Here is an 18,243-nt window from a genome sequence, read left to right as displayed (position 1 = left end):
TGCCGGACAGCGGCCGCGGCAGCGAAAAGCGAAAGGGGGCACCCGGATCTCCGGGTGCCCCCTCGCGCGTCAAGGACGCGGGCGCTACTGGCTCGTCTGGCCGAACGGGTTGTCGAGGACGTCGTCGGTGGGCGAACTCGTCGGTGTGGACGGGCTCGTCGTCGTCGGCTCGGTCGTCGTCGGCTCGTCCGTGGGGGTCGGCGGGCTGCTCGTGGTGGGCGGCTCCGTCGACGGCTCCTCGGTCGTCGGGGTCGACGACGGCGTGCTGGACGGCGTCTGGCTGGCGGTGGGCAGGTCGGTCGGCGCCACCGCCGCGCCCGACGTGGTGTTCAGGTCGAACTTGGTGACCTTCCCCGCCATCGCCTCGAACGTGTAGGCCGCCCAGATCTTCGCCGGGAAACCACCGCCGTTGACGCGCGGCACGCCACCTGCCCCGTACAGCGGGACATGGGCGTGGCTCTTCGCGTCCTCACCGAACAGCAGGACCGAGGTGACCAGGTTCGGCGTGTAGCCGGTGAACCAGGCCGACTTGTTCTTGTCCGACGTACCCGTCTTGCCCGCGACCTGCTGGCCGTCGCGGGCCGGGTTGTTCGCCACGGACTCCCTGGCCGTACCGTCGTCGACCACGCCGGTCAGCACCGACGTGACCGTGTCGGCGGCCTCCTCGCTGATGACCCGCTCGCCGATCGGGTCCGGCATCGCGACCCTGGTGTCCTTGTGCTCGACCTTGGCGACGAGGGCCGGGGTGACCTTCTTGCCGTGGTTGTCGAGCGTGGCGTACGCGCCCGCCATCTCCAGCGGGCTGGCGCCCATGGAGCCGAGGGTCTGCGCGGGCACCGCCTGGAGGTCCTTGGTGTTCATGCCGAGCTTGCCCGCGACCTTCAGCACCTCGTCCATGCCGACGTCGACGCCCATCTGCGCGAAGACGGAGTTGATGGACTTGTTCATCGCGGTCTGCACGGTGACGGGGCCGTAGCTGGCCTCGTCCTCGTTCGGCGGCGCGAAGCCGATGTCGCTGCCGACGACGGGACGGCGGTTGGTGCCGTCGTAGATCGTGTTCGCGGTGATCGGCTGCCCGGAGCGCGTCTTGGCCTGCTCGTCGAGGGCGGCCGCGAGGATCATCGGCTTGAACGTCGACGCGGCCTGGTAGTCGTGGCGTGTCGCGTTGTTGATGTAGTGCTTGAAGTAGTCCGCGCCGCCGTACATCGCGAGGATCTTGCCGGTCTTCGGGTCGACCGACACGGCACCGGCCTGGACGTTGGCGTCGACCTTGCGCTTCTTCGGGTCCAGCTTGCTGGTGAGCTGCTGCTTGACCGTCTTCTCCAGCAGCGTCTGCTTCTTCGGGTCGACGTTCAGCGTGATGGTCCAGCCGCCCGCGGTGAGCAGGGCCTTGGCGTCGTCCAGGTCCTCGGCGGTGCCCTGGGCGACGAGCTGCTTGGCCACCTCGTTGTTGGCCGCTTCCACCAGATAGCCGGTCTGGCCCTCCATGCCCGGCGCGCCCTTGGGTTCCTTGGGGACCGGGAATTTCATGCCGGCGCGCTTGCCCGCGTCGAGCCAGTGCATCTCGACCATGTTGTCGAGGGTGTAGTTCCACCGGGCCTCGACGAGCTTCTTGCCGGTCTTCGAGGCGACCGCCCAGTCGTACTGGCTCGGGGCCTGGAGCAGCGAGGCGAGATAGGCGCCCTGTCCGACCGAGAGGTCCTCGGCGTCGACCTGGTAGTAGGCCTGCGCCGCGGCCTGGATGCCGTACGCGTTGCGGCCGTAGTAGCTGGTGTTGATGTAGCCCGCGAGAATGTCGTCCTTGGACTTCTTGCGGTCCACCTTCAGCGAGATGACCATTTCCTTCAGCTTGCGCGTGACGGTCTGGTCCTGGCTGAGGTAGTAGTTCTTGACGTACTGCTGGGTGATCGTCGAACCACCCTGCTTGCCCTTGCCGGACAAGGTGTTGATCAGACCTCGGGCGGTGCCCTTGAGGTCGATGCCCGAGTCGCCGTAGAAGGTCTTGTTCTCGGCGGCGACGAACGTCTTCTGGACGCTCTTGGGAACCTTGTCCAGGTCGACTATCTCGCGGTTGACCTTGCCGCTGCGCCCGAGCATCGAGCCGTCGCTGTACTTGTAGATGTTGCTCTGGCGCTTCGCGGCCGCGTTGCCCTCGGGCACCGACACGACCATGTAGAGCACGATGAAGCCGCCCATGCCGAGCAGGCAGAAGCCGAGGAACGTCCCGAGGATCGTCTTCCAGTTCACGAACCGGCGTATGCCGGTGCGGCGGGGCTTGCCGCCCGCCTTCGCCCCCGGCACGGCGCCCGCGGACTCGTGTCCGGACGAGCGCTGGGGCGCCGCGCGGCGGCCCTGCGCCTGCCGCGCTCGTCTCTCTTCAGCTCGTCCCATGGGTCGATCCGCTCCGCTTCATTCTCGTGTGGCACACAAGTTCGCCGGTCAGGTCAGCTCAGCAAGCTAACACCGCGCGCTATGACAAAGGGGCGCCGATCCGGCCTTTTCCGGACGTGACAATCAGCACGCCCATGGGCACCGCCTCACTGAATCCGACGAGCGGAAGGGCCGGAAGGTTGCCGGGACGGGACAAAGTGAGACGACGAACAACAGGCGTCCGGCGCGCGGACCGGGTCCCCGCCCGCCCGCGCGCTCCCGGGTCGCGGGAGGGCGGGCGCCCGGGACACGAGGGCGCCGTCCCGCGTGCGGGAGGGCGCGCGCCGCGGGGCGGGGAAGGAGCGGCCGACGGTTCCAGAACCGTGACAATCGGCCGTGACCAGGGGGTTCCCCGCGCCCGGCGCCTCTCCCGCACGACCTATACGCGATGCGTATACACGCCGTGTATACGCCGTGTGTAGAGTGCTCGGCATGTCCATCGGTCACACCCTTCTAGGGCTCCTGGAGTCAGGGCCGCGCCACGGTTACGACCTGAAGCGGGCCTTCGACGAGAAATTCGGTCACGACCGGCCACTGCACTACGGCCAGGTCTACTCGACGATGTCGCGGCTGCTGAAGAACGGGCTCGTCGAGATCGACGGGATCGAGGCGGGCGACGGGCCCGAGCGCAAGCGGTACGCGATCACCGAGGCCGGCGTCACCGACGTCCAGCGCTGGCTCGCGACACCGGAGACGCCCGAGCCGTACCTCCAGTCGACCCTGTACACGAAGGTCGTCCTCGCCCTGCTGACCCACCGGGACGCGAGCGAGCTCCTCGACACCCAGCGCTCGGAGCATCTGCGGATGATGCGCATGCTGACCGAACGCAAGCGCAAGGGCGACCTGGCCGACCAGCTCATCTGCGACCACGCACTCTTCCACCTGGAGGCCGATCTGCGATGGCTGGAACTGACGGCCGCGCGCCTCGACAGGCTCGCCGAGGCGGTGACGGCCCGATGACCACGGCCGCCCCTCCCCCCGGCTCCCTGCTCACCGCCTCCGAGCTGCGCAAGACCTACGGCCCGACCACAGCGCTGGACGGCGCCGGCTTCTCCATCCACCCCGGCGAGGTCGTCGCCGTGATGGGACCCTCCGGCTCCGGCAAGTCCACCCTGCTGCACTGCCTCGCCGGCATCGTCACGCCCGACTCCGGCTCGATCACGTACGGCGGCCGCGAGATGGCGACGATGAACGACGCCCAGCGCAGTGCGCTGCGCCGCTCCGAGTTCGGGTTCGTCTTCCAGTTCGGCCAGCTCGTACCGGAGCTGAGCTGTGTCGAGAACGTGGCGCTGCCGCTGCGGCTGAACGGCACGGGCCGCAAGGAGGCCGAGCGCACCGCGCTGTCCTGGATGGAACGGCTGGAGGTCGACGACCTCAAGGGCAAGCGGCCCGGCGAGGTCTCCGGCGGACAGGGCCAGCGCGTGGCCGTCGCCCGGTCGCTGGTCACCAGCCCCCGGGTGCTGTTCGCCGACGAGCCGACCGGCGCGCTCGACTCCCTCAACGGCGAGCGCGTGATGGAGCTGCTGACGGACGCGGCCCGTTCGACGAACGCCGCCGTCGTGCTCGTCACGCACGAGGCGCGCGTGGCCGCCTACTCGGACCGCGAGGTCGTCGTGCGCGACGGCAGGTCCAGGGACATGGAGCGGATCGTATGAGTGCCCGCCAGTGGACCCGCGACCTCGCCATGGGCGCCAGGTTCGCGGTGACCGGGGGCCGCGAGGCCTGGGTGCGGGTCATGCTGACGGCCGTCGGGGTCGGGCTCGGGGTGGCGCTGCTGCTGCTCACCACCGCGCTGCCGAGCGCGCTGGCCTCCCGGCACGACCGGGAGAGTGCCCGCAGCGACATCACGTACAGCGCGACGGTCAAGAAGAAGTCGGACCGCTCGCTGATCGTCGCGCACACGGACACCACCTTCCGCGACGAGGACGTACGGGGCCGGCTGGTCCGGCCCGAGGGTCCCCGGGCCCCGCTGCCGCCGGGTGTGTCCGCGTTCCCCGCGCCCGGTGACATGGTCGTGTCGCCCGCTCTCGACCGGCTGCTGAAGTCCCCGGACGGCAGGCTTCTGCGTGAGCGCCTGGGATACCGCGTCACCGGCACGATCGCCGACGCCGGGCTGGTCGGTCCGCACGAGCTCGCCTACTACGCGGGCTCGAAGAGCCTGCCCGCGACCGGTGTCGGCACCGGCCGGGTCGAGCGCATCGACACCTTCGGCTCCCCGGGACAGTCCGAGCCCATGGACCCCGTCCTGGTGCTGCTCGTGCTGATCGTCTTCGTCGTGCTGCTCATGCCGGTCGGCGTGTTCATCGCCGCCGCCGTCCGGTTCGGCGGCGAGCGGCGCGACCGGCGGCTCGCGGCGCTGCGGCTGGTCGGCGCGGACGGCCGGATGACCCGGCGGATCGCGGCCGGCGAGGCGCTGGCCGGAGCGCTGCTCGGACTGGTCCTCGGCGCGGGATTCTTCCTGGCCGGACGTCAGGTCGCGGGGCTGATCATGCTCTTCAGGATCAGCGTCTTCCCGGCCGACCTCGATCCGTCGCCCGCGCTGGTGGCGCTGGTGGCCGTCACGGTCCCGTCCGCCGCGGTCGCGGTGACGCTCCTCGCGCTGCGCGGTGTCGTCATCGAGCCGCTCGGCGTGGTGCGCACGGCGCGGCCCTCGCGGCGCCGGCTGTGGTGGCGGCTGCTGCTGCCGCTGGGCGGTCTCGCGATGCTGTACCCGATGATCGGGCAGGGGCGGTCCAACGGGAACTTCAACCAGTACCTCGTCATCGGCGGCGTCCTGCTGCTGCTGGTCGGCATCACCGCGCTGCTGCCGTGGGTGGTCGAGGCGGTCGTCGCCCGGCTGAACTCCGGTGGCGTGGCCTGGCAACTGGCCGTGCGCAGGCTCCAGTTGAGCAGCGGCTCGGCGGCCCGGCTGGTCAACGGCATCGCGGTGGCGGTGGCCGGCGCGATAGCCCTGCAGATGCTGTTCGCCGGGGTCGACGACGACTACACGAAGATCGGCAAGGAAGACCTCACCCGGGCCCAGATGTCCGTCGCCGTGCCGGACGGGGTCTCGTCGGCCACGGCGGTCCGGCAGCTGTCCGGGACGACGGGCGTCACCCGTCTGACCTCTCTGGCACGCACCGACGTGGGCGACGGGCGCGACGAACCGAAGAACTCGACGACCGCGACGGTCGGCGACTGCGCGGCGCTGCGGGAGACGGCCGTGCTGCCCTCCTGCCGGGACGGTGACATCTTCGCCGTCGAGAACGCCTCGTGGGACACCAGCACCGCGAAACTCGACAAGGCCGGCACCAGGCTCTGGTTCGATCCGTCCTACGGCTCCTCCAGCAAGGGCGAGGAGATCGCCTGGACGGTGCCGAAGGGGGTCAAGCCGGCCGGTCTGCGCAAGGATCCCTCGGGCAGCGAGCTCGGCGGCTTCCTCTTCACGCCCGGCGCGCTGCCCGGGCGGGCCGCGTCCGTCACGCGCACGACGGTCTACGTCCAGCTCGACCCGTCGGTGCCGGACGTCCTCGAGTCGGTGCGCAACAGTGCCGCGAGGATCGGCCCCCTGGCCGACGCCACCGTCTGGACGGCGACGACCCAGTCCCAGAAGTTCACGTCCATCCGCACGGGCCTGTCCGTCGGCGCGGCCTGCGTCCTCGTGCTGATCGGCGCGAGCCTGCTGATCTCCCAGCTCGAGCAGCTCCGCGAGCGCAAGAAGCTGCTGTCGGCGCTGGTCGCCTTCGGCACCCGGCGCCGCACCCTGAGCATGTCGGTGCTGTGGCAGACCGCGATCCCGATCGCGCTGGGGCTCGGCCTCGCGGCCGTCGTGGGGCTCACCCTCGGCACGGTCCTGCTCAAGATGACGGGGACCTCGGTGAGCGTGGACTGGGCGAGCGTGCTGTCGATGACGGGCATCGGCGCGGGTGTCGTGCTCCTGGTGACCCTGCTCAGCCTGCCGCCGCTGATCCGGCTGATGCGGCCGGACGGACTGCGCACGGAGTAGCACCCCGGAGGGACACGGGCACGGCGGGACACCGTCCGCGTCCTCGGGTGCCGTCGCCGGTGGCCCTCCCCGCCCGGGGGGGGCCACCGGTCGGCGTTCACATGCTGTACTCCTTCACCACGCGGCGGACCTGGGCGAAGAGCATGCCGACGTTCACCGCCTTGCGGCAGACGACCACGGCGACCACGTCCTGCTGGTCGCCCATCCGCACGAAAAGATGGGTGAGGTTGTCGCTGTTGACCAGGATCTCCTGGAAGAAGTGCGTGTCGGACTCGATGCCCCGCCGCTCCTTGAAGACGTCCTCGATCATCTGGACCGTGCGCCCCTGGAACAGATCGAGGGTCGCGCCCGCGAGCAGGTCCAGGACCTCCGGCGGATGGTTGTCGACGGTCTCGTAACTCAGCAGCATTCCGGTCGACATGTCGACCGCTCCGGAGGCGACGCAGTCCGGGGCGTCGGTGCGCAGTGATTTGACCAGGCCCATGATCTGGTCGGAGAACCCGGGCGTCATTCGCTTGGTGGCCATGTCGTCATACCCCTTCGGTCGCGGTGTCGGTCACGGCTCCGACGAGTGCGTCGGGAGCCGCGGCGGGCGGATCGGGCTCGGCGGGTGTCCCGGCCAGCGGGTCGGGGCCGGTCCCGGTGAGAATCGATCCGATGCGGCCGAGAGCCGGCCGGGTCTGCTCGTGGAGCCGTTCGAGGTCGATGCCCTCGTCGCCGAGGACGATCATCAGCGCGGTGTCGCCGACCGCGTAGAAGGCCGCGAGGCCCTGACTGCCGTAGGTCACGGTCTGGCGGAACGCGCCCCGGCCGGTCACCGCCGTCGCGCGGCGGGCGATGCCGAGTCCCGCGGCGGCGATCGCGGCGAGGCTCTCCGGGTCGATCATGTCGGCGGTGTCGGCCGCGATGAGCATTCCGTCGGCGGCCGCCACCGCCGTATCGGTGATTCCGGGCACCTGTTCCCGGAGTTCCCTCATTTCCCTGGCCAGTGCCTCGTGATTCATGCGTTGAACTCCCTGATGACGGTGCGCATTCGATCGTTGACAGGCATGTCGGTTCTACGTTCCGGAGTCCGGTGTCCAGATCCGGTGGCGCAGCCGGAAGAATCCTTTCCAGCTCGCCCCGGCCCTTTCGGGGGCGAGGGTTTCGGCTATTCCGCTCGCGCCGGGCTCACGGCGGGGCAGCGACGGGGCGTGCGCGCCGGGTTCTCTGCGGGGCAGGACCGGAGCGATCGCCCCGGGGGGCGGGCCGGGGGCCGGCCGGGGCTCCGGTGCCGCGGGCTCTCCGGCGGCCACCGCGGAGGACAGGGCGGAGAACAGCTCGGGGTCCCGGGCGGGCGGGGCTCCGGTGGGCCGCTGCCGGAGCGCTCCGGTGGGCAGCTCGCGCACGGTGACGCGGGGGGCGGAATCGGATTCCGTCGGCAGTTCCAGCAGCCCCTCGCCGAGCATGCGGGCCATCCCCACGGTGACGGTGTAGGCGCCGAGCCCGGTCGCGAAGGCGATGTCGCGGGCGGTCCGGCGGCCGTCGGCGTGGGCCAGCAGTTCCTTGTGCGGTGGCGGGAGCTGCTCGCGTATCTCGTCCGGCACCGCGGCCGGCACGGGGCGTTCCCGGTCCGGCCGTACGGGCCGCGGCAGGGCGGCGACGGCCGCCAGCTTCCTCGCCGCGTCCTGGAGCAGCCGTCCGGGTGCCTCTCCGAGGACGACCGGCGCGTACGGCTCGAAGGTGGCGTCGAGCGGGTCGCACGCCTCCACGTCACCGGCCACGACGGCGAACGCCGCGTCCTGCATCGCCATCATGCAGACGACCCGGAGCTGCGCGGCCCCCGCGTATCCGTGCGCGATCAGTCCGGCCTCGGGCCACCGGGTGCCGCCGGACTCGCGGAGCAGTTCGGCCCACTGCTCGCCGCTGACCCTCCCGGAGCGCAGCAGCCGCGCCTCGGCACCCGGAGCGCCGGGACTCTCGACGGCGACGACCGCCCCGTCACGGAGATGGAAGACTCCCCCGGGTTTTCCGGACACCCGCAGTTTCCCCGTCGCCCGCGTGTTCTGGCATTCGCTCAGGGCGTGCGACAACAGGTCGTATCCGACCCTGCCAAGGGAATCCCGAATGCCCGCCATCACTCCCCTTGGAACTTCCGGCACTTCGCACAGATGCCTGACGAATCACCCTGAGGGGGTATGTGTATCAGCCGGAGCGGATATCCCAACGGGAGTCGCGCTACCTGACGGAACTTGAAATTTCCCGGCTGTCACGAGACTTCATCGGTCGCCCGATTGACCGACTCTGTACGGCGGTTCAGGATCCCGCGCCCAACACCCGTACGGGCAGGGGACGCAGAGCCTCGCGCAGCGCCTCGGCGAGTTCCTGGTACTCCGTGCTCCGCGCGGCACCCGACCGCATCGCGAGCGCGATCCGCCGGGTGGGCGCCGGGTCCGCGAAGGAGCCGGTGAGGAGCTGATCGCTGCGGGTCGTCTCCACCTTGACGGCGGTACGGGGCAGCAGGGTCACCCCGAGACCGCCGGCGACGAGCTGGACGAGGGTCGACAGGCCCGCGGCGGTGGTGGTCACGGGCGCGTCGGCCCGCCCGGCCTCACGGCAGATGTCCAGGGCCTGGTCGCGCAGGCAGTGGCCCTCGTCGAGCAGCAGCAGCCGCAGTTCCCGCAGCGCCTCGCGCGGAATGTCCTCCTGCCCGCCGAGCCCGTGGCCTAGCGGGGTCACCAGCACGAAGTCCTCGTCGAACAGCGGGAGTTCGACGACACCGGGGACGCCGAGGGGAACCGCGAGCAGCAGCAGGTCGAGCCGGCCGACCGTCAGGCCCTCCAGCAGGCTGGCCGTCTGCTCCTCGTGCACCTGGAGGTCGAGGTCGGGGTAGCGGTCGTGGACGAGACGCAGGACGGTCGGCAGGAGGTAGGGGGCGACGGTGGGGATGACCCCCAGGCGCAGCGCCCCGGTGAAGGGCGCCCGCACGGCCTCCGCCTCCTCCATCAGCGCGCCGACCTCGGCCAGTACGGCCTTGGCGCGTACGGCGAGGCGCTCGCCGGCGGGCGACAGGAGCACTTTGCGGGTCGTACGCTCCAGGAGGGTCACCCCGAGGGTGTCCTCCAGCGCGGAGACGGCGCCGGACAGCGCGGGCTGGCTCATGCCGATCGCGGCGGCCGCGTCCCGGAAGTGCAGATGCTCGGCGACGGCGGTGAAGGCGCGGAGCTGCGCGAGGCTGGGGGTACGGCGTCCGCCGCCCTTGCCTCCCGCCCTGCCGGTGGGGCTCGCCATGGCCGTACTCGTCCTTCCGGGTCGGTTCACCGGGCGTCACTGATAGCCGCAGTCGATCAACACGACCAAGTGTAGCTATTTCCCGAATCAATACCGGCTGTGCCACGATCAGGGCCGTCCACCCCCCTGGGGAGAGGCCCTCAAAAGGGGCTATCCCTTGTTGCTAGGAGAGTTTGTGCTCACTGTCGGTGACCAGTTCCCCACGTTCGACCTGACCGCCTGTGTCTCGCTGGAGAAGGGCCAGGAGTTCGAGCAGATCGACCACAAGACCTACGAGGGCAAGTGGAAGATCGTTTTCGCGTGGCCCAAGGACTTCACCTTCGTGTGCCCCACCGAGATCGCGGCCTTCGGCAAGCTGAACGACGAGTTCGCCGACCGTGACGCGCAGGTGCTGGGCTTCTCCGGCGACTCCGAGTTCGTGCACCACGCCTGGCGCAAGGACCACGACGACCTGCGTGACCTGCCCTTCCCGATGATGGCCGACTCGAAGCACGAGCTCATGCGCGACCTCGGCATCGAGGGCGAGGACGGCTTCGCCAAGCGTGCCGTCTTCATCGTCGACCAGAACAACGAGATCCAGTTCTCCATGGTGACCGCCGGCTCCGTCGGCCGTAACCCCAAGGAGGTCCTGCGGGTCCTGGACGCCCTCCAGACGGACGAGCTCTGCCCGTGCAACTGGACCAAGGGCGAGACCACCCTCGACCCGGTCGCCCTCCTGGCCGGTGAGTGACCTTCCATGGCCCTCGACGAACTGAAGTCCGCCATACCGGACTACGCCAAGGACCTGCGCCTGAACCTCGGTTCGGTGATCGGCAACAGCGACCTCCCCGAGCAGCAGCTCTGGGGCACGGTGCTGGCCTGCGCCATCGCCTCGCGGTCCCCGCACGTGCTGCGTGAGCTGGAGCCCGAGGCGAAGGCGCGGTTGTCGCCCGAGGCGTACACCGCCGCCAAGTCGGCCGCCGCGATCATGGCGATGAACAACGTCTTCTACCGGACGCGGCACCTGCTGTCGGACCCGGAGTACGGGACGATGCGCGCCGGTCTGCGGATGAACGTCATCGGCAACCCGGGCGTGGAGAAGGTCGACTTCGAGCTGTGGTCGCTCGCCGTCTCCGCGATCAACGGCTGCGGCCAGTGTCTCGACTCCCACGAGCAGGTGCTCCGCAAGGCGGGCGTCGACCGGGAGACGATCCAGGAGGCGTTCAAGATCGCGGCCGTGCTCCAGGCCGTCGCCGCCACGCTGGACGCCGAGGCGTACCTCGCCGTGTAGTCCTCGACACGCGGACACGGGGCCCCGCCCACCATCTCGGTGGGCGGGGCCCCGTGCGTCTGTCCGGGCTCGCTACGAGGTCGGCCGGTGGGCCGGGGAGGCGTCCACCGCGGTGGCGCCGCGGGGCTCGGGGGTGTGCCGCAGCCCCGCCTCACCGGCGTACGAACGCAGGTACACGACCACCGTGTTGGTCACCGCGACCAGCGGGACCGCGACGACCGCTCCGCCGATGCCGGCGATCATGCCACCGGCGGCGACCGAGAGGACCACCGCCAAGGGGTGGACGCGGACCGCGCGGCCCAGGATGAACGGTTGCAGGATGTGGCCCTCGATCTGCTGGACGGCGAGGACCACGACGAGCGTCATGACGCACACGAAGACGCCCTGGGTCACCAGCGCGACCACCACCGCCAGCGCCCCGGAGATCACCGCGCCCACCAGCGGGATGAACGCGCCGAGGAAGATGAAGACGGCGAGCGGCACGGCCATGGGGACCTTGAGGATGTAGAGGCCCAGGCCGATGAAGATCGCGTCGATCATGGCGACTATCACCGTGCCGCGGACGTAGGCGGTGAGCGTGCGCCACGCGCGCGGGCCGGCGCCCGCGACCCCGGTCCGGGCGGCGGCCGGGACGAGCTTGAGCGACCACTCCCAGATCCGCTTGCCGTCGTAGAGCAGGAACAGGGTCGAGAACATCGTCAGCAGGATGCCCGTGAGGGCCTCGACGATCACCGTCACGCCCTGAAGACCCGCCGAGGTGATCTGGTCCGTGTTCGCGCCGATCGCCTCGCGGAGGTTCTTGGCGATCTTGTTGATCTGCTTGTCGGTGACGTGGAACGGGCCCTTGAGGAGCCACTTGCGCAGCTCGTCGATGCCGTCCTGGATCTGGTTGGAGAGGTTGTCGATGTTCTCCTGGACCTGCCAGACGACGAACCAGCCGATCAGGCCCATGATGACGAAGCCGAGGATCGCCGTGAGCGCGGTGGCGAGTCCGCGCGGCACCCGGTGGCGTGTCAGCCGGGCCACCGTGGGCTGGAGCAGCGCGGTGATGAGCAGCGCGGCCACGAAGGCCAGCACGACGAGCTGGACGGCGCTGATGACCCGCATCAGGACCCAGACGGTGCCCGCGAGGATGAGCAGCCGCCAGCTCGCCTCGGCGGCGACGCGCACGCCCCACGGCACGGCGAGAGCGGGGTCGGGGCGGTGGGGCTGCGGCGCGTACGCGAGCGCCGCGGTCTGCTCCTCGGAGGGGCGCTGGACCGGGAGCGCGGAGGCGTCGGCGTCCGACGCCGGGCCGTCGGGGGTACCGGAGGGCCCGGGAGTCTTCGCGTGGGTGCCGGGTGCGTCGAGGGGGGCTGCCCCGTCGAGGCCGTCCGCACCGTCGGCGGGGCCCCGCGACTCCAGCTCGACCTCGGCGCGGCGCTCGTCCAACCGCTCTCCCAGCTCGGTGAGTCCGGCGCCGATCCGTCCGAGCCATCCTGGTACACGCGACATGATGCGTCCTCTTCCCCCGCCGCTCCCCACCACTCCCCCTGGAGTCGTCGGGTCCGACCGTACATGGCCGGAGCCCCTCCCCCTAGGACGGGGAGGGGCTCCGCAAGGTTGAGCCGCCGGTGTACGGCGTGGAACTCAGTACCAGCTGTTGGCCTGCCAGAACGACCATGCCTCACACGGGCTGCCGTACCGGCTGTTCATGTAGTTGAGGCCCCACTTGATCTGGGTGGCCGGGTTGGTCTGCCAGTCGGAGCCGGCGGAAGCGTACTTGCCCGCGGGCAGGGCCTGGAAGAGACCGTAGGCACCCGAGGAGGCGTTGACCGCGTGATAGTTCCAGCTCGACTCGTGGTTCACGATGTTGCTGAAGCACTGGAACTGACCGCTCGGCACCATCTGAGCCGCCATCGCCTGGATCTGGGCGACGGAGTACGAGGACTGGACCGAGAAGCTGGAGGCGTCACGCGTCGCGGAGCGGCTGGCCGCTTCCTCGGCTTCCTTGCGCTCCTTGGCTTCCTTCTCCGCCTTCGCCGCAGCCTTCTGCTTCGCGACGGCGTCGTCGGCCGCCTGCTTGCGCGCGGCTGCCTCGGCGTCCTTCTTGGCGCTCGCGTCGGCGGCGATGGCCTGGGCGTCGGCCTGCTGCGTCAGGGACGCGGTCTGCACCTGGGCCTGCTGGCCGGCAGGTATGTCTGCGAGGAGAGTCGAGTCGCTCGCCGTCGCCTCGGCATCGTTCGAGGGCTGGGCGACGCTGCCCGAGGCAACTCCGACCACGCTTCCGACAGCGGTGACCGCGGTGGCCGAAGCCACTGCGAATCCCCGGACCGAAATCCGGCTCACACGGTTTCCTTCCAGCATCGCCCGTTTAGGTGACCCTCGCGGACGCAATCGTGCCCCTCGGCGCTGGCCTCCCAACTGCGGGGTCACGGGGAGACACGGGCCCGGTGGGCAACTCCCGTTGAGGGAGCGCCGCGTGGTGCGCGGGCGGCATACGACGGCTCTATGGAGTTCTGAGGTTCCGGTGTTCCGTACCGCTGGGGGTACAGGTGTGTCGTATGCGGGGCCTGACAGGAGTGAGACTCTAGCCGTTGCGCGACGCCGCACGGCAATTCCGCGTCACGTGTGAAAGCTCACACCCCGTTTGCCTCGGCTGTTTCACGGAAACACCAGCGCAGCAAGACGCCGCCCGGCTAGGCTCTTCGCCTTTGCCGGACGGCGCCAACCAGCGTGTAGTCACCACCCTTTGACCAGGTGGGACAGCCGGGATCAGATCTGTCCGTCCTCCAGCATTTCGGTCACGAGTGCCGCAATCTGGGACCTCTCGGAACGATTCAGCGTGACGTGCGCGAAGAGCGGATGGCCCTTCAACTTCTCTACGACGGCGACCACTCCGTCGTAACGCCCGACGCGCAGATTGTCCCTTTGCGCCACGTCATGGGTCAGAACGACCCGCGAATTGGCGCCGATACGGGACAGAACGGTCAACAGGACGTTCCGTTCCAGGGACTGGGCCTCGTCCACGATCACGAACGCGTCGTGGAGCGAGCGGCCGCGGATGTGCGTGAGCGGCAGGACCTCCAGCATGCCGCGCGCGGTGACCTCCTCGATGACCTCGCGGCTGGTGACCGCGGAGAGCGTGTCGAAGACCGCCTGCGCCCAGGGGCTCATCTTCTCGGACTCGGAACCGGGCAGATAGCCGAGCTCCTGCCCGCCCACCGCGTACAGCGGCCGGAAGACCATCACCTTCTGGTGCTGGCGGCGTTCGAGGACGGCCTCCAGGCCCGCGCACAGCGCGAGCGCGGACTTGCCGGTGCCGGCCCGGCCACCCATCGACACGATCCCGACGTCCGGGTCGAGCAGCAGATCGAGCGCGATGCGCTGCTCGGCACTGCGGCCCTTGATGCCGAACGCCTCACGATCGCCACGCACGAGCCGGACGTTGCCCTCGGCGGTGACACGGCCGAGGGCCTTGCCGCGCTCCGACTGGATCGTCAGCCCCGTGTGCACGGGCAGGCCGGCCGCTTCGGGGACGTAGGCGTGCCCCTCCTCGAAGAGGATGTCCACCTGCTCCCCGGACAGGGCCAGTTCGGACATCCCGGTCCAACCGGACGAGCCCGTGATGGCGAGCTCCGCGCGGTACTCCTCGGCGAGGAGACCCACCGAGGACGCCTTGATCCTGAGCGGCAGGTCCTTCGAGACGACGGTGACGTCGTATCCCTCGGCCTGCAGGTTGCGGGCGACCGCGAGGATGCGGGAGTCGTTGTCCCCCAGGCGGTACCCGCTGGGCAGGACGCTGGGGTCCGAGTGGTTGAGCTCGACGCGTACCGTCCCGCCGAGGTCCCCTACGGGGATCGGGGAGTCAAGGCGGCCGTGCCGGACCCGGAACTCGTCGAGCAGGCGCAGCGCCTGCCGGGCGAAGTACCCGAGTTCGGGATGGTGCCGCTTGGCCTCCAGCTCTGTGACCACGACGATCGGAAGCACTACCTCGTGCTCGTCGAAGCGGCTCAGGGCGTTCGGGTCGGCCAGCAGGACGCTGGTGTCGAGAACATAGGTGCGCCGGTCTGGCGTGCGGCGCTTTGTGCTGGTCACCACGGAAGGACGTACCCCCTCGGATGAGGTCGGGGAGCGACGAAGGAGATCTGGACCGGTTCGCGGCACCGATGCACGGGCCGAAAACCGGCCCTCCGCTTCGTCCGTGCTGACCGCACGATCGGGCTGGTGCAAAGGGCCTCCCGGGCGGACGGCCCCGTGCCGTCCGCTGAGATACGACACCCGTGGTTCGGGCGTCGACCTGCAAGGCTTATGCCCTCGAACGAGCCAAGCCATGCCAGGGCACATGACGGCGCGTTCGTTAACTCCCGATGACGTGCGTCCCTCCCGGGTGTCCCGGAGTACGCGGGACACCCGGTGTTTCAGCCTCCGTAACGGCGGTGTCGCGCCGCGTAGTCGCGCAGGGCGCGCAGGAAGTCGACCTTGCGGAAGGCCGGCCAGAAGACTTCACAGAAGTAGTACTCGGAGTGGGCGGTCTGCCAGAGCATGAATCCGGACAGCCGCTGCTCGCCGCTGGTGCGGATCACCAGGTCGGGATCGGGCTGGGCACCGGTGTAGAGGTGCTTGCCGATGAGGTCGACGTCGACGCGGTCCGCGAGGTCCTCCAGGGAGGTGCCCTTCTCGCCGGCGTCGAGGATCATCGCGCGCACGGCGTCGGCGATCTCCTGGCGGCCGCCGTAGCCGATGGCGACGTTCACGACTATGCCCTCGACGTGCGCGGTGGCCTCCTCGGCCTCCTTGAGGGTCGACTGCATCCCGGACGGCAGGATGTCCCGCGTCCCGACGTGGTGCACGCGCCAGCGGCCGTCGGCCGCCAGGGTGCGGACGACGCCCTCGATGATGCCGAGGAGCGGACCGAGCTCCTCCTGCGGGCGGTCGAAGTTGTCGGTGGACAGCAGCCACAGGGTGACGACCTCGACATCGGTCTCCGCGCACCAGCCGAGGAACTCCTCGATCTTGTCCGCTCCGGCCCGGTGTCCCTGGGCCGTCGTCGATCCGGCGGCCTTCGCCCAGCGGCGGTTGCCGTCCATGATGACGCCGATGTGCTTGGGCACCTGGTCGTGGTCGAGGTGGCCTTCCACCCTGCGTGCATAGAACCTGACCAGCAGGCGGCGCAGGTTGTCGCGCAAGGTCACGTGTTGTCAGCCCCTCCGTGCGAATCGGACAGACGCGCCCGAGCACAGTCCCTGTCCATATGGCGGTCCCCCGGGGCGAAGCCTACCCCTGTGCATCGCGAGGCCTGCCGAGGGGCCTGTGCACCCTGGCATAGGTTCGTCCCCATGAACGACCCCACTCTGTACCGTGCCGCAACGGAGCGGTACGACTCGATGGAATACCGGCGTACGGGCCGCAGCGGGCTCAAACTGCCCGCGATCTCGCTCGGCCTGTGGCACAACTTCGGCGACGACCGTTCACTGGAGTCCCAGCGCGCGATCCTTCGCCGCGCCTTCGATCTCGGCGTCACCCACTTCGACCTCGCCAACAACTACGGGCCGCCGCCCGGCTCGGCGGAGCTGAACTTCGGCAGGCTGCTGAAGGAGGATTTCGCCCCCTACCGGGACGAGCTGGTCATCTCCTCCAAGGCGGGCTACGACATGTGGCCCGGCCCGTACGGCGAGTGGGGCAGCCGCAAGTACCTGCTGGCCTCGCTCGACCAGTCGCTGAAGCGGATGGGCCTCGACTACGTCGACATCTTCTACTCGCACCGCTTCGACCCGGACACCCCGCTGGAGGAGACGATGGGCGCGCTCGCGTCCGCCGTCCGGCAGGGCAAGGCGCTGTACGTCGGCATCTCCTCGTACAGCAGCGAGCAGACGGCGGAGGCGGCCCGGATCCTGACCGGGATGGGCGTCCGTCCGCTCATCCACCAGCCCTCGTACTCGATGCTCAACCGCTGGACCGAGGACGACGGTCTGCTCGACACGCTGGAGGCGGCCGGTATGGGCTGCATCTCCTTCGCGCCGCTCGCCCAGGGAATGCTGACGGGCAAGTACCTCCAGGGCATCCCGGAGGGCTCGCGCGCCACCCAGGGCAAGTCGCTGGACCCGGACCTGCTGAGCGGGGAGGTCGTGCGCCGGCTGAACGGACTGAACGACATCGCGGCCCGGCGCGGCCAGTCGCTCGCCCAGCTCGCGCTCACCTGGGTGCTCCGCGACCAGCGAATGACCTCCGCCCTCATCGGCGCGTCCAGCGTGCGGCAGCTCGAGGAGAACCTGGAGGCGCTGGCGGCCCCGCGGCTCACCGACGAGGAGCTGAGGGAGATCGACACGTTCGCGGTGTCGACGCGGGGCACAAATATCTGGGCCCAACGCCACTGAGTCACCGGAATCCCGCGCGACACGCGGCGGCCCGCCCGAGGGGCGCACGGGGGCGCCCGCCGGGCGGGCCGTCACGGGCACAAAAAACGGGCCGGTCCGTGGGGGGGAGACGGACCGGCCCGAGGGGGGGTTTCCACCATAACCCTTCGTAAGTGATGCTGCGTGCATCCTCGTGCCACAACTACTCTCCGGAGTCGCCCGGCGACGCCATGATGAGCACGGAACCATGGATTCCGGGCGTGATCATGGCTGAATCATGGCTGATTCAAAGGGAATCGTGGAGGATCGACAGAGATCCAATGGGTTCGTGCCCGTTTCCACGGTGTGGCGCCGCCGCGCCCGTCCGTACTCCGGGTGGGTGATCCGCGTGGCGGCCCTCGCTTGACCCGCCCGCTAACTTCGCACCCATGGCCACGTTCACGACGGACACACCGGGCGGGACGCCCGAGCCGGTACCCCTGGAGCTGGCCGCCACGGCGCGCGCCCGGCGGCGGGGTCTGCTCGGACGCTCGGGGATCGAGGGCGCGTTGCTGCTCGCACCGGCGAGTTCGGTGCACACCCTGGGGATGCGGTTCGCGATCGACGTCGCCTATCTGGACCGGTCGTCGCGGGTCCTGGCGGTACGCACGATGCGTCCGGGCCGGCTGGGACTGCCGCGGCCGCGGGCCCGGCGGGTCCTGGAGGCGGAGGCCGGGGCGATGGAGCGCTGGGGGGTGCGGCGCGGGACCCGGATCACGGTCCGGGACGCCTGACATCACGTCACCAGGCAAGGCAGCACCGCGCAGCCCCCTCCTCTGCGCGGTGCCACACGCACAGCTTTGCTGACGCGAATTACCTTGGTCTGAACTTACGTCAGCCAAACATCCCTGGCGACAGCCGATCGATAACGATGTGGAAACCCCGCGCGGATGTTCCGCACACGGCGCGTCGCC

The 18,243-nt window shown here is 69.9% G+C and carries 16 protein-coding genes; 7 read left to right on the top strand and 9 right to left on the bottom strand.

The window, feature by feature from the left end; all coding sequences use genetic code 11:
- Positions 1–84 precede the first annotated feature (84 nt).
- Positions 85–2,391 (bottom strand): transglycosylase domain-containing protein, encoded by a 2,307-nt coding sequence (locus tag ACIQ7M_RS15895; RefSeq protein ID WP_403644150.1) that lies wholly within the window; start codon positions 2,389–2,391, stop codon positions 85–87.
- Between the two features lie 471 nt (positions 2,392–2,862).
- Between ACIQ7M_RS15895 and ACIQ7M_RS15890 the strand changes: the two genes are divergently transcribed.
- The 3 genes from ACIQ7M_RS15890 to ACIQ7M_RS15880 are packed head-to-tail and all read left to right on the top strand — an operon-like array spanning position 2,863 to position 6,415.
- Positions 2,863–3,390, top strand: coding sequence for a PadR family transcriptional regulator (locus ACIQ7M_RS15890; protein WP_355760660.1), 528 nt, complete (start codon positions 2,863–2,865; stop codon positions 3,388–3,390).
- Complete coding sequence (locus tag ACIQ7M_RS15885; protein ID WP_355760663.1) at positions 3,387–4,085, top strand: ABC transporter ATP-binding protein; 699 nt, start codon at positions 3,387–3,389, stop codon at positions 4,083–4,085. The genes ACIQ7M_RS15890 and ACIQ7M_RS15885 overlap by 4 nt, the downstream gene beginning before the upstream one ends.
- On the top strand, positions 4,082–6,415 hold the full coding sequence (locus ACIQ7M_RS15880) for an ABC transporter permease (protein ID WP_403644145.1): 2,334 nt from the start codon (positions 4,082–4,084) through the stop codon (positions 6,413–6,415). The genes ACIQ7M_RS15885 and ACIQ7M_RS15880 overlap by 4 nt, the downstream gene beginning before the upstream one ends.
- A gap of 97 nt (positions 6,416–6,512) precedes the next feature.
- Here ACIQ7M_RS15880 and ACIQ7M_RS15875 read toward each other — a convergent pair whose 3' ends face one another.
- The 4 genes from ACIQ7M_RS15875 to ACIQ7M_RS15860 all read right to left on the bottom strand — a co-directional run bounded on the left by ACIQ7M_RS15875 (position 6,513) and on the right by ACIQ7M_RS15860 (position 9,685).
- The gene (locus ACIQ7M_RS15875; RefSeq protein WP_355760668.1) at positions 6,513–6,941 is read right to left on the bottom strand and encodes a hypothetical protein; all 429 of its coding nucleotides are present in this window, start codon (positions 6,939–6,941) and stop codon (positions 6,513–6,515) included.
- A 4-nt stretch (positions 6,942–6,945) separates the two neighbouring features.
- The gene (locus ACIQ7M_RS15870; RefSeq protein ID WP_384788041.1) at positions 6,946–7,419 is read right to left on the bottom strand and encodes a roadblock/LC7 domain-containing protein; all 474 of its coding nucleotides are present in this window, start codon (positions 7,417–7,419) and stop codon (positions 6,946–6,948) included.
- A gap of 54 nt (positions 7,420–7,473) precedes the next feature.
- Positions 7,474–8,433 carry a MarR family transcriptional regulator gene (locus ACIQ7M_RS15865; protein WP_403644141.1) on the bottom strand — a complete coding sequence of 320 codons (960 nt, stop codon included), beginning with the start codon at positions 8,431–8,433 and terminating at the stop codon, positions 7,474–7,476.
- Positions 8,434–8,710: 277 nt separating this feature from the next.
- Entirely contained in the window at positions 8,711–9,685 is a 975-nt protein-coding gene (locus ACIQ7M_RS15860; protein ID WP_403644138.1) for a LysR substrate-binding domain-containing protein, read from the bottom strand.
- 175 nt (positions 9,686–9,860) lie between these two features.
- Between ACIQ7M_RS15860 and ACIQ7M_RS15855 the strand changes: the two genes are divergently transcribed.
- Together ACIQ7M_RS15855 and ACIQ7M_RS15850 are read left to right on the top strand one after the other, a co-directional pair.
- Positions 9,861–10,415 (top strand): peroxiredoxin, encoded by a 555-nt coding sequence (locus ACIQ7M_RS15855; RefSeq protein WP_328448706.1) that lies wholly within the window; start codon positions 9,861–9,863, stop codon positions 10,413–10,415.
- 6 nt (positions 10,416–10,421) lie between these two features.
- Positions 10,422–10,955, top strand: coding sequence for an alkyl hydroperoxide reductase (locus ACIQ7M_RS15850; RefSeq protein WP_355760676.1), 534 nt, complete (start codon positions 10,422–10,424; stop codon positions 10,953–10,955).
- A gap of 72 nt (positions 10,956–11,027) precedes the next feature.
- On the opposite strand, the gene ACIQ7M_RS15845 is transcribed toward ACIQ7M_RS15850, so the two are convergent.
- From ACIQ7M_RS15845 to ACIQ7M_RS15830, 4 genes are all read right to left on the bottom strand, one after another.
- Positions 11,028–12,449, bottom strand: a complete 1,422-nt coding sequence (locus tag ACIQ7M_RS15845; RefSeq protein WP_355760678.1) for an AI-2E family transporter — start codon at positions 12,447–12,449, stop codon at positions 11,028–11,030.
- Between the two features lie 135 nt (positions 12,450–12,584).
- The gene (locus ACIQ7M_RS15840) at positions 12,585–13,283 is read right to left on the bottom strand and encodes a transglycosylase SLT domain-containing protein (protein WP_355760680.1); all 699 of its coding nucleotides are present in this window, start codon (positions 13,281–13,283) and stop codon (positions 12,585–12,587) included.
- Between the two features lie 426 nt (positions 13,284–13,709).
- Positions 13,710–15,035: a PhoH family protein gene (locus ACIQ7M_RS15835; RefSeq protein WP_355760683.1), complete on the bottom strand. Its 1,326-nt coding sequence runs from the start codon at positions 15,033–15,035 to the stop codon at positions 13,710–13,712.
- A 320-nt stretch (positions 15,036–15,355) separates the two neighbouring features.
- Complete coding sequence (locus ACIQ7M_RS15830) at positions 15,356–16,129, bottom strand: isoprenyl transferase (protein ID WP_355760686.1); 774 nt, start codon at positions 16,127–16,129, stop codon at positions 15,356–15,358.
- A gap of 144 nt (positions 16,130–16,273) precedes the next feature.
- Between ACIQ7M_RS15830 and mgrA the strand changes: the two genes are divergently transcribed.
- Together mgrA and ACIQ7M_RS15820 are read left to right on the top strand one after the other, a co-directional pair.
- Entirely contained in the window at positions 16,274–17,311 is a 1,038-nt protein-coding gene (mgrA, locus tag ACIQ7M_RS15825) for an L-glyceraldehyde 3-phosphate reductase (protein ID WP_355760689.1), read from the top strand.
- A 407-nt stretch (positions 17,312–17,718) separates the two neighbouring features.
- Positions 17,719–18,063, top strand: coding sequence for a DUF192 domain-containing protein (locus ACIQ7M_RS15820; protein WP_403644131.1), 345 nt, complete (start codon positions 17,719–17,721; stop codon positions 18,061–18,063).
- Positions 18,064–18,243: the final 180 nt, after the last annotated feature.

It is taken from the genome of Streptomyces sp. NPDC096324, from assembly GCF_044763015.1.
Taxonomy (GTDB): Bacteria; Actinomycetota; Actinomycetes; order Streptomycetales; family Streptomycetaceae; genus Streptomyces.
This window is presented reverse-complemented; position numbering and strand designations above follow the sequence as displayed.

Excerpts from the sequence above, each read along its gene's own strand:
- ACIQ7M_RS15845 (WP_355760678.1), bottom strand. The coding sequence starts at position 12,449 with ATGTCGCGTGTACCAGGATGGCTCGGACGGATCGGCGCCGGACTCACC.
- ACIQ7M_RS15885 (WP_355760663.1), top strand. The coding sequence starts at position 3,387 with ATGACCACGGCCGCCCCTCCCCCCGGCTCCCTGCTCACCGCCTCCGAG.
- ACIQ7M_RS15875 (WP_355760668.1), bottom strand. The coding sequence starts at position 6,941 with ATGGCCACCAAGCGAATGACGCCCGGGTTCTCCGACCAGATCATGGGC.
- ACIQ7M_RS15860 (WP_403644138.1), bottom strand. The coding sequence starts at position 9,685 with ATGGCGAGCCCCACCGGCAGGGCGGGAGGCAAGGGCGGCGGACGCCGT.
- ACIQ7M_RS15895 (WP_403644150.1), bottom strand. The coding sequence starts at position 2,391 with ATGGGACGAGCTGAAGAGAGACGAGCGCGGCAGGCGCAGGGCCGCCGC.
- ACIQ7M_RS15890 (WP_355760660.1), top strand. The coding sequence starts at position 2,863 with ATGTCCATCGGTCACACCCTTCTAGGGCTCCTGGAGTCAGGGCCGCGC.
- mgrA (WP_355760689.1), top strand. The coding sequence starts at position 16,274 with ATGAACGACCCCACTCTGTACCGTGCCGCAACGGAGCGGTACGACTCG.
- ACIQ7M_RS15850 (WP_355760676.1), top strand. The coding sequence starts at position 10,422 with ATGGCCCTCGACGAACTGAAGTCCGCCATACCGGACTACGCCAAGGAC.
- ACIQ7M_RS15820 (WP_403644131.1), top strand. The coding sequence starts at position 17,719 with ATGGCCACGTTCACGACGGACACACCGGGCGGGACGCCCGAGCCGGTA.
- ACIQ7M_RS15880 (WP_403644145.1), top strand. The coding sequence starts at position 4,082 with ATGAGTGCCCGCCAGTGGACCCGCGACCTCGCCATGGGCGCCAGGTTC.
- ACIQ7M_RS15870 (WP_384788041.1), bottom strand. The coding sequence starts at position 7,419 with ATGAATCACGAGGCACTGGCCAGGGAAATGAGGGAACTCCGGGAACAG.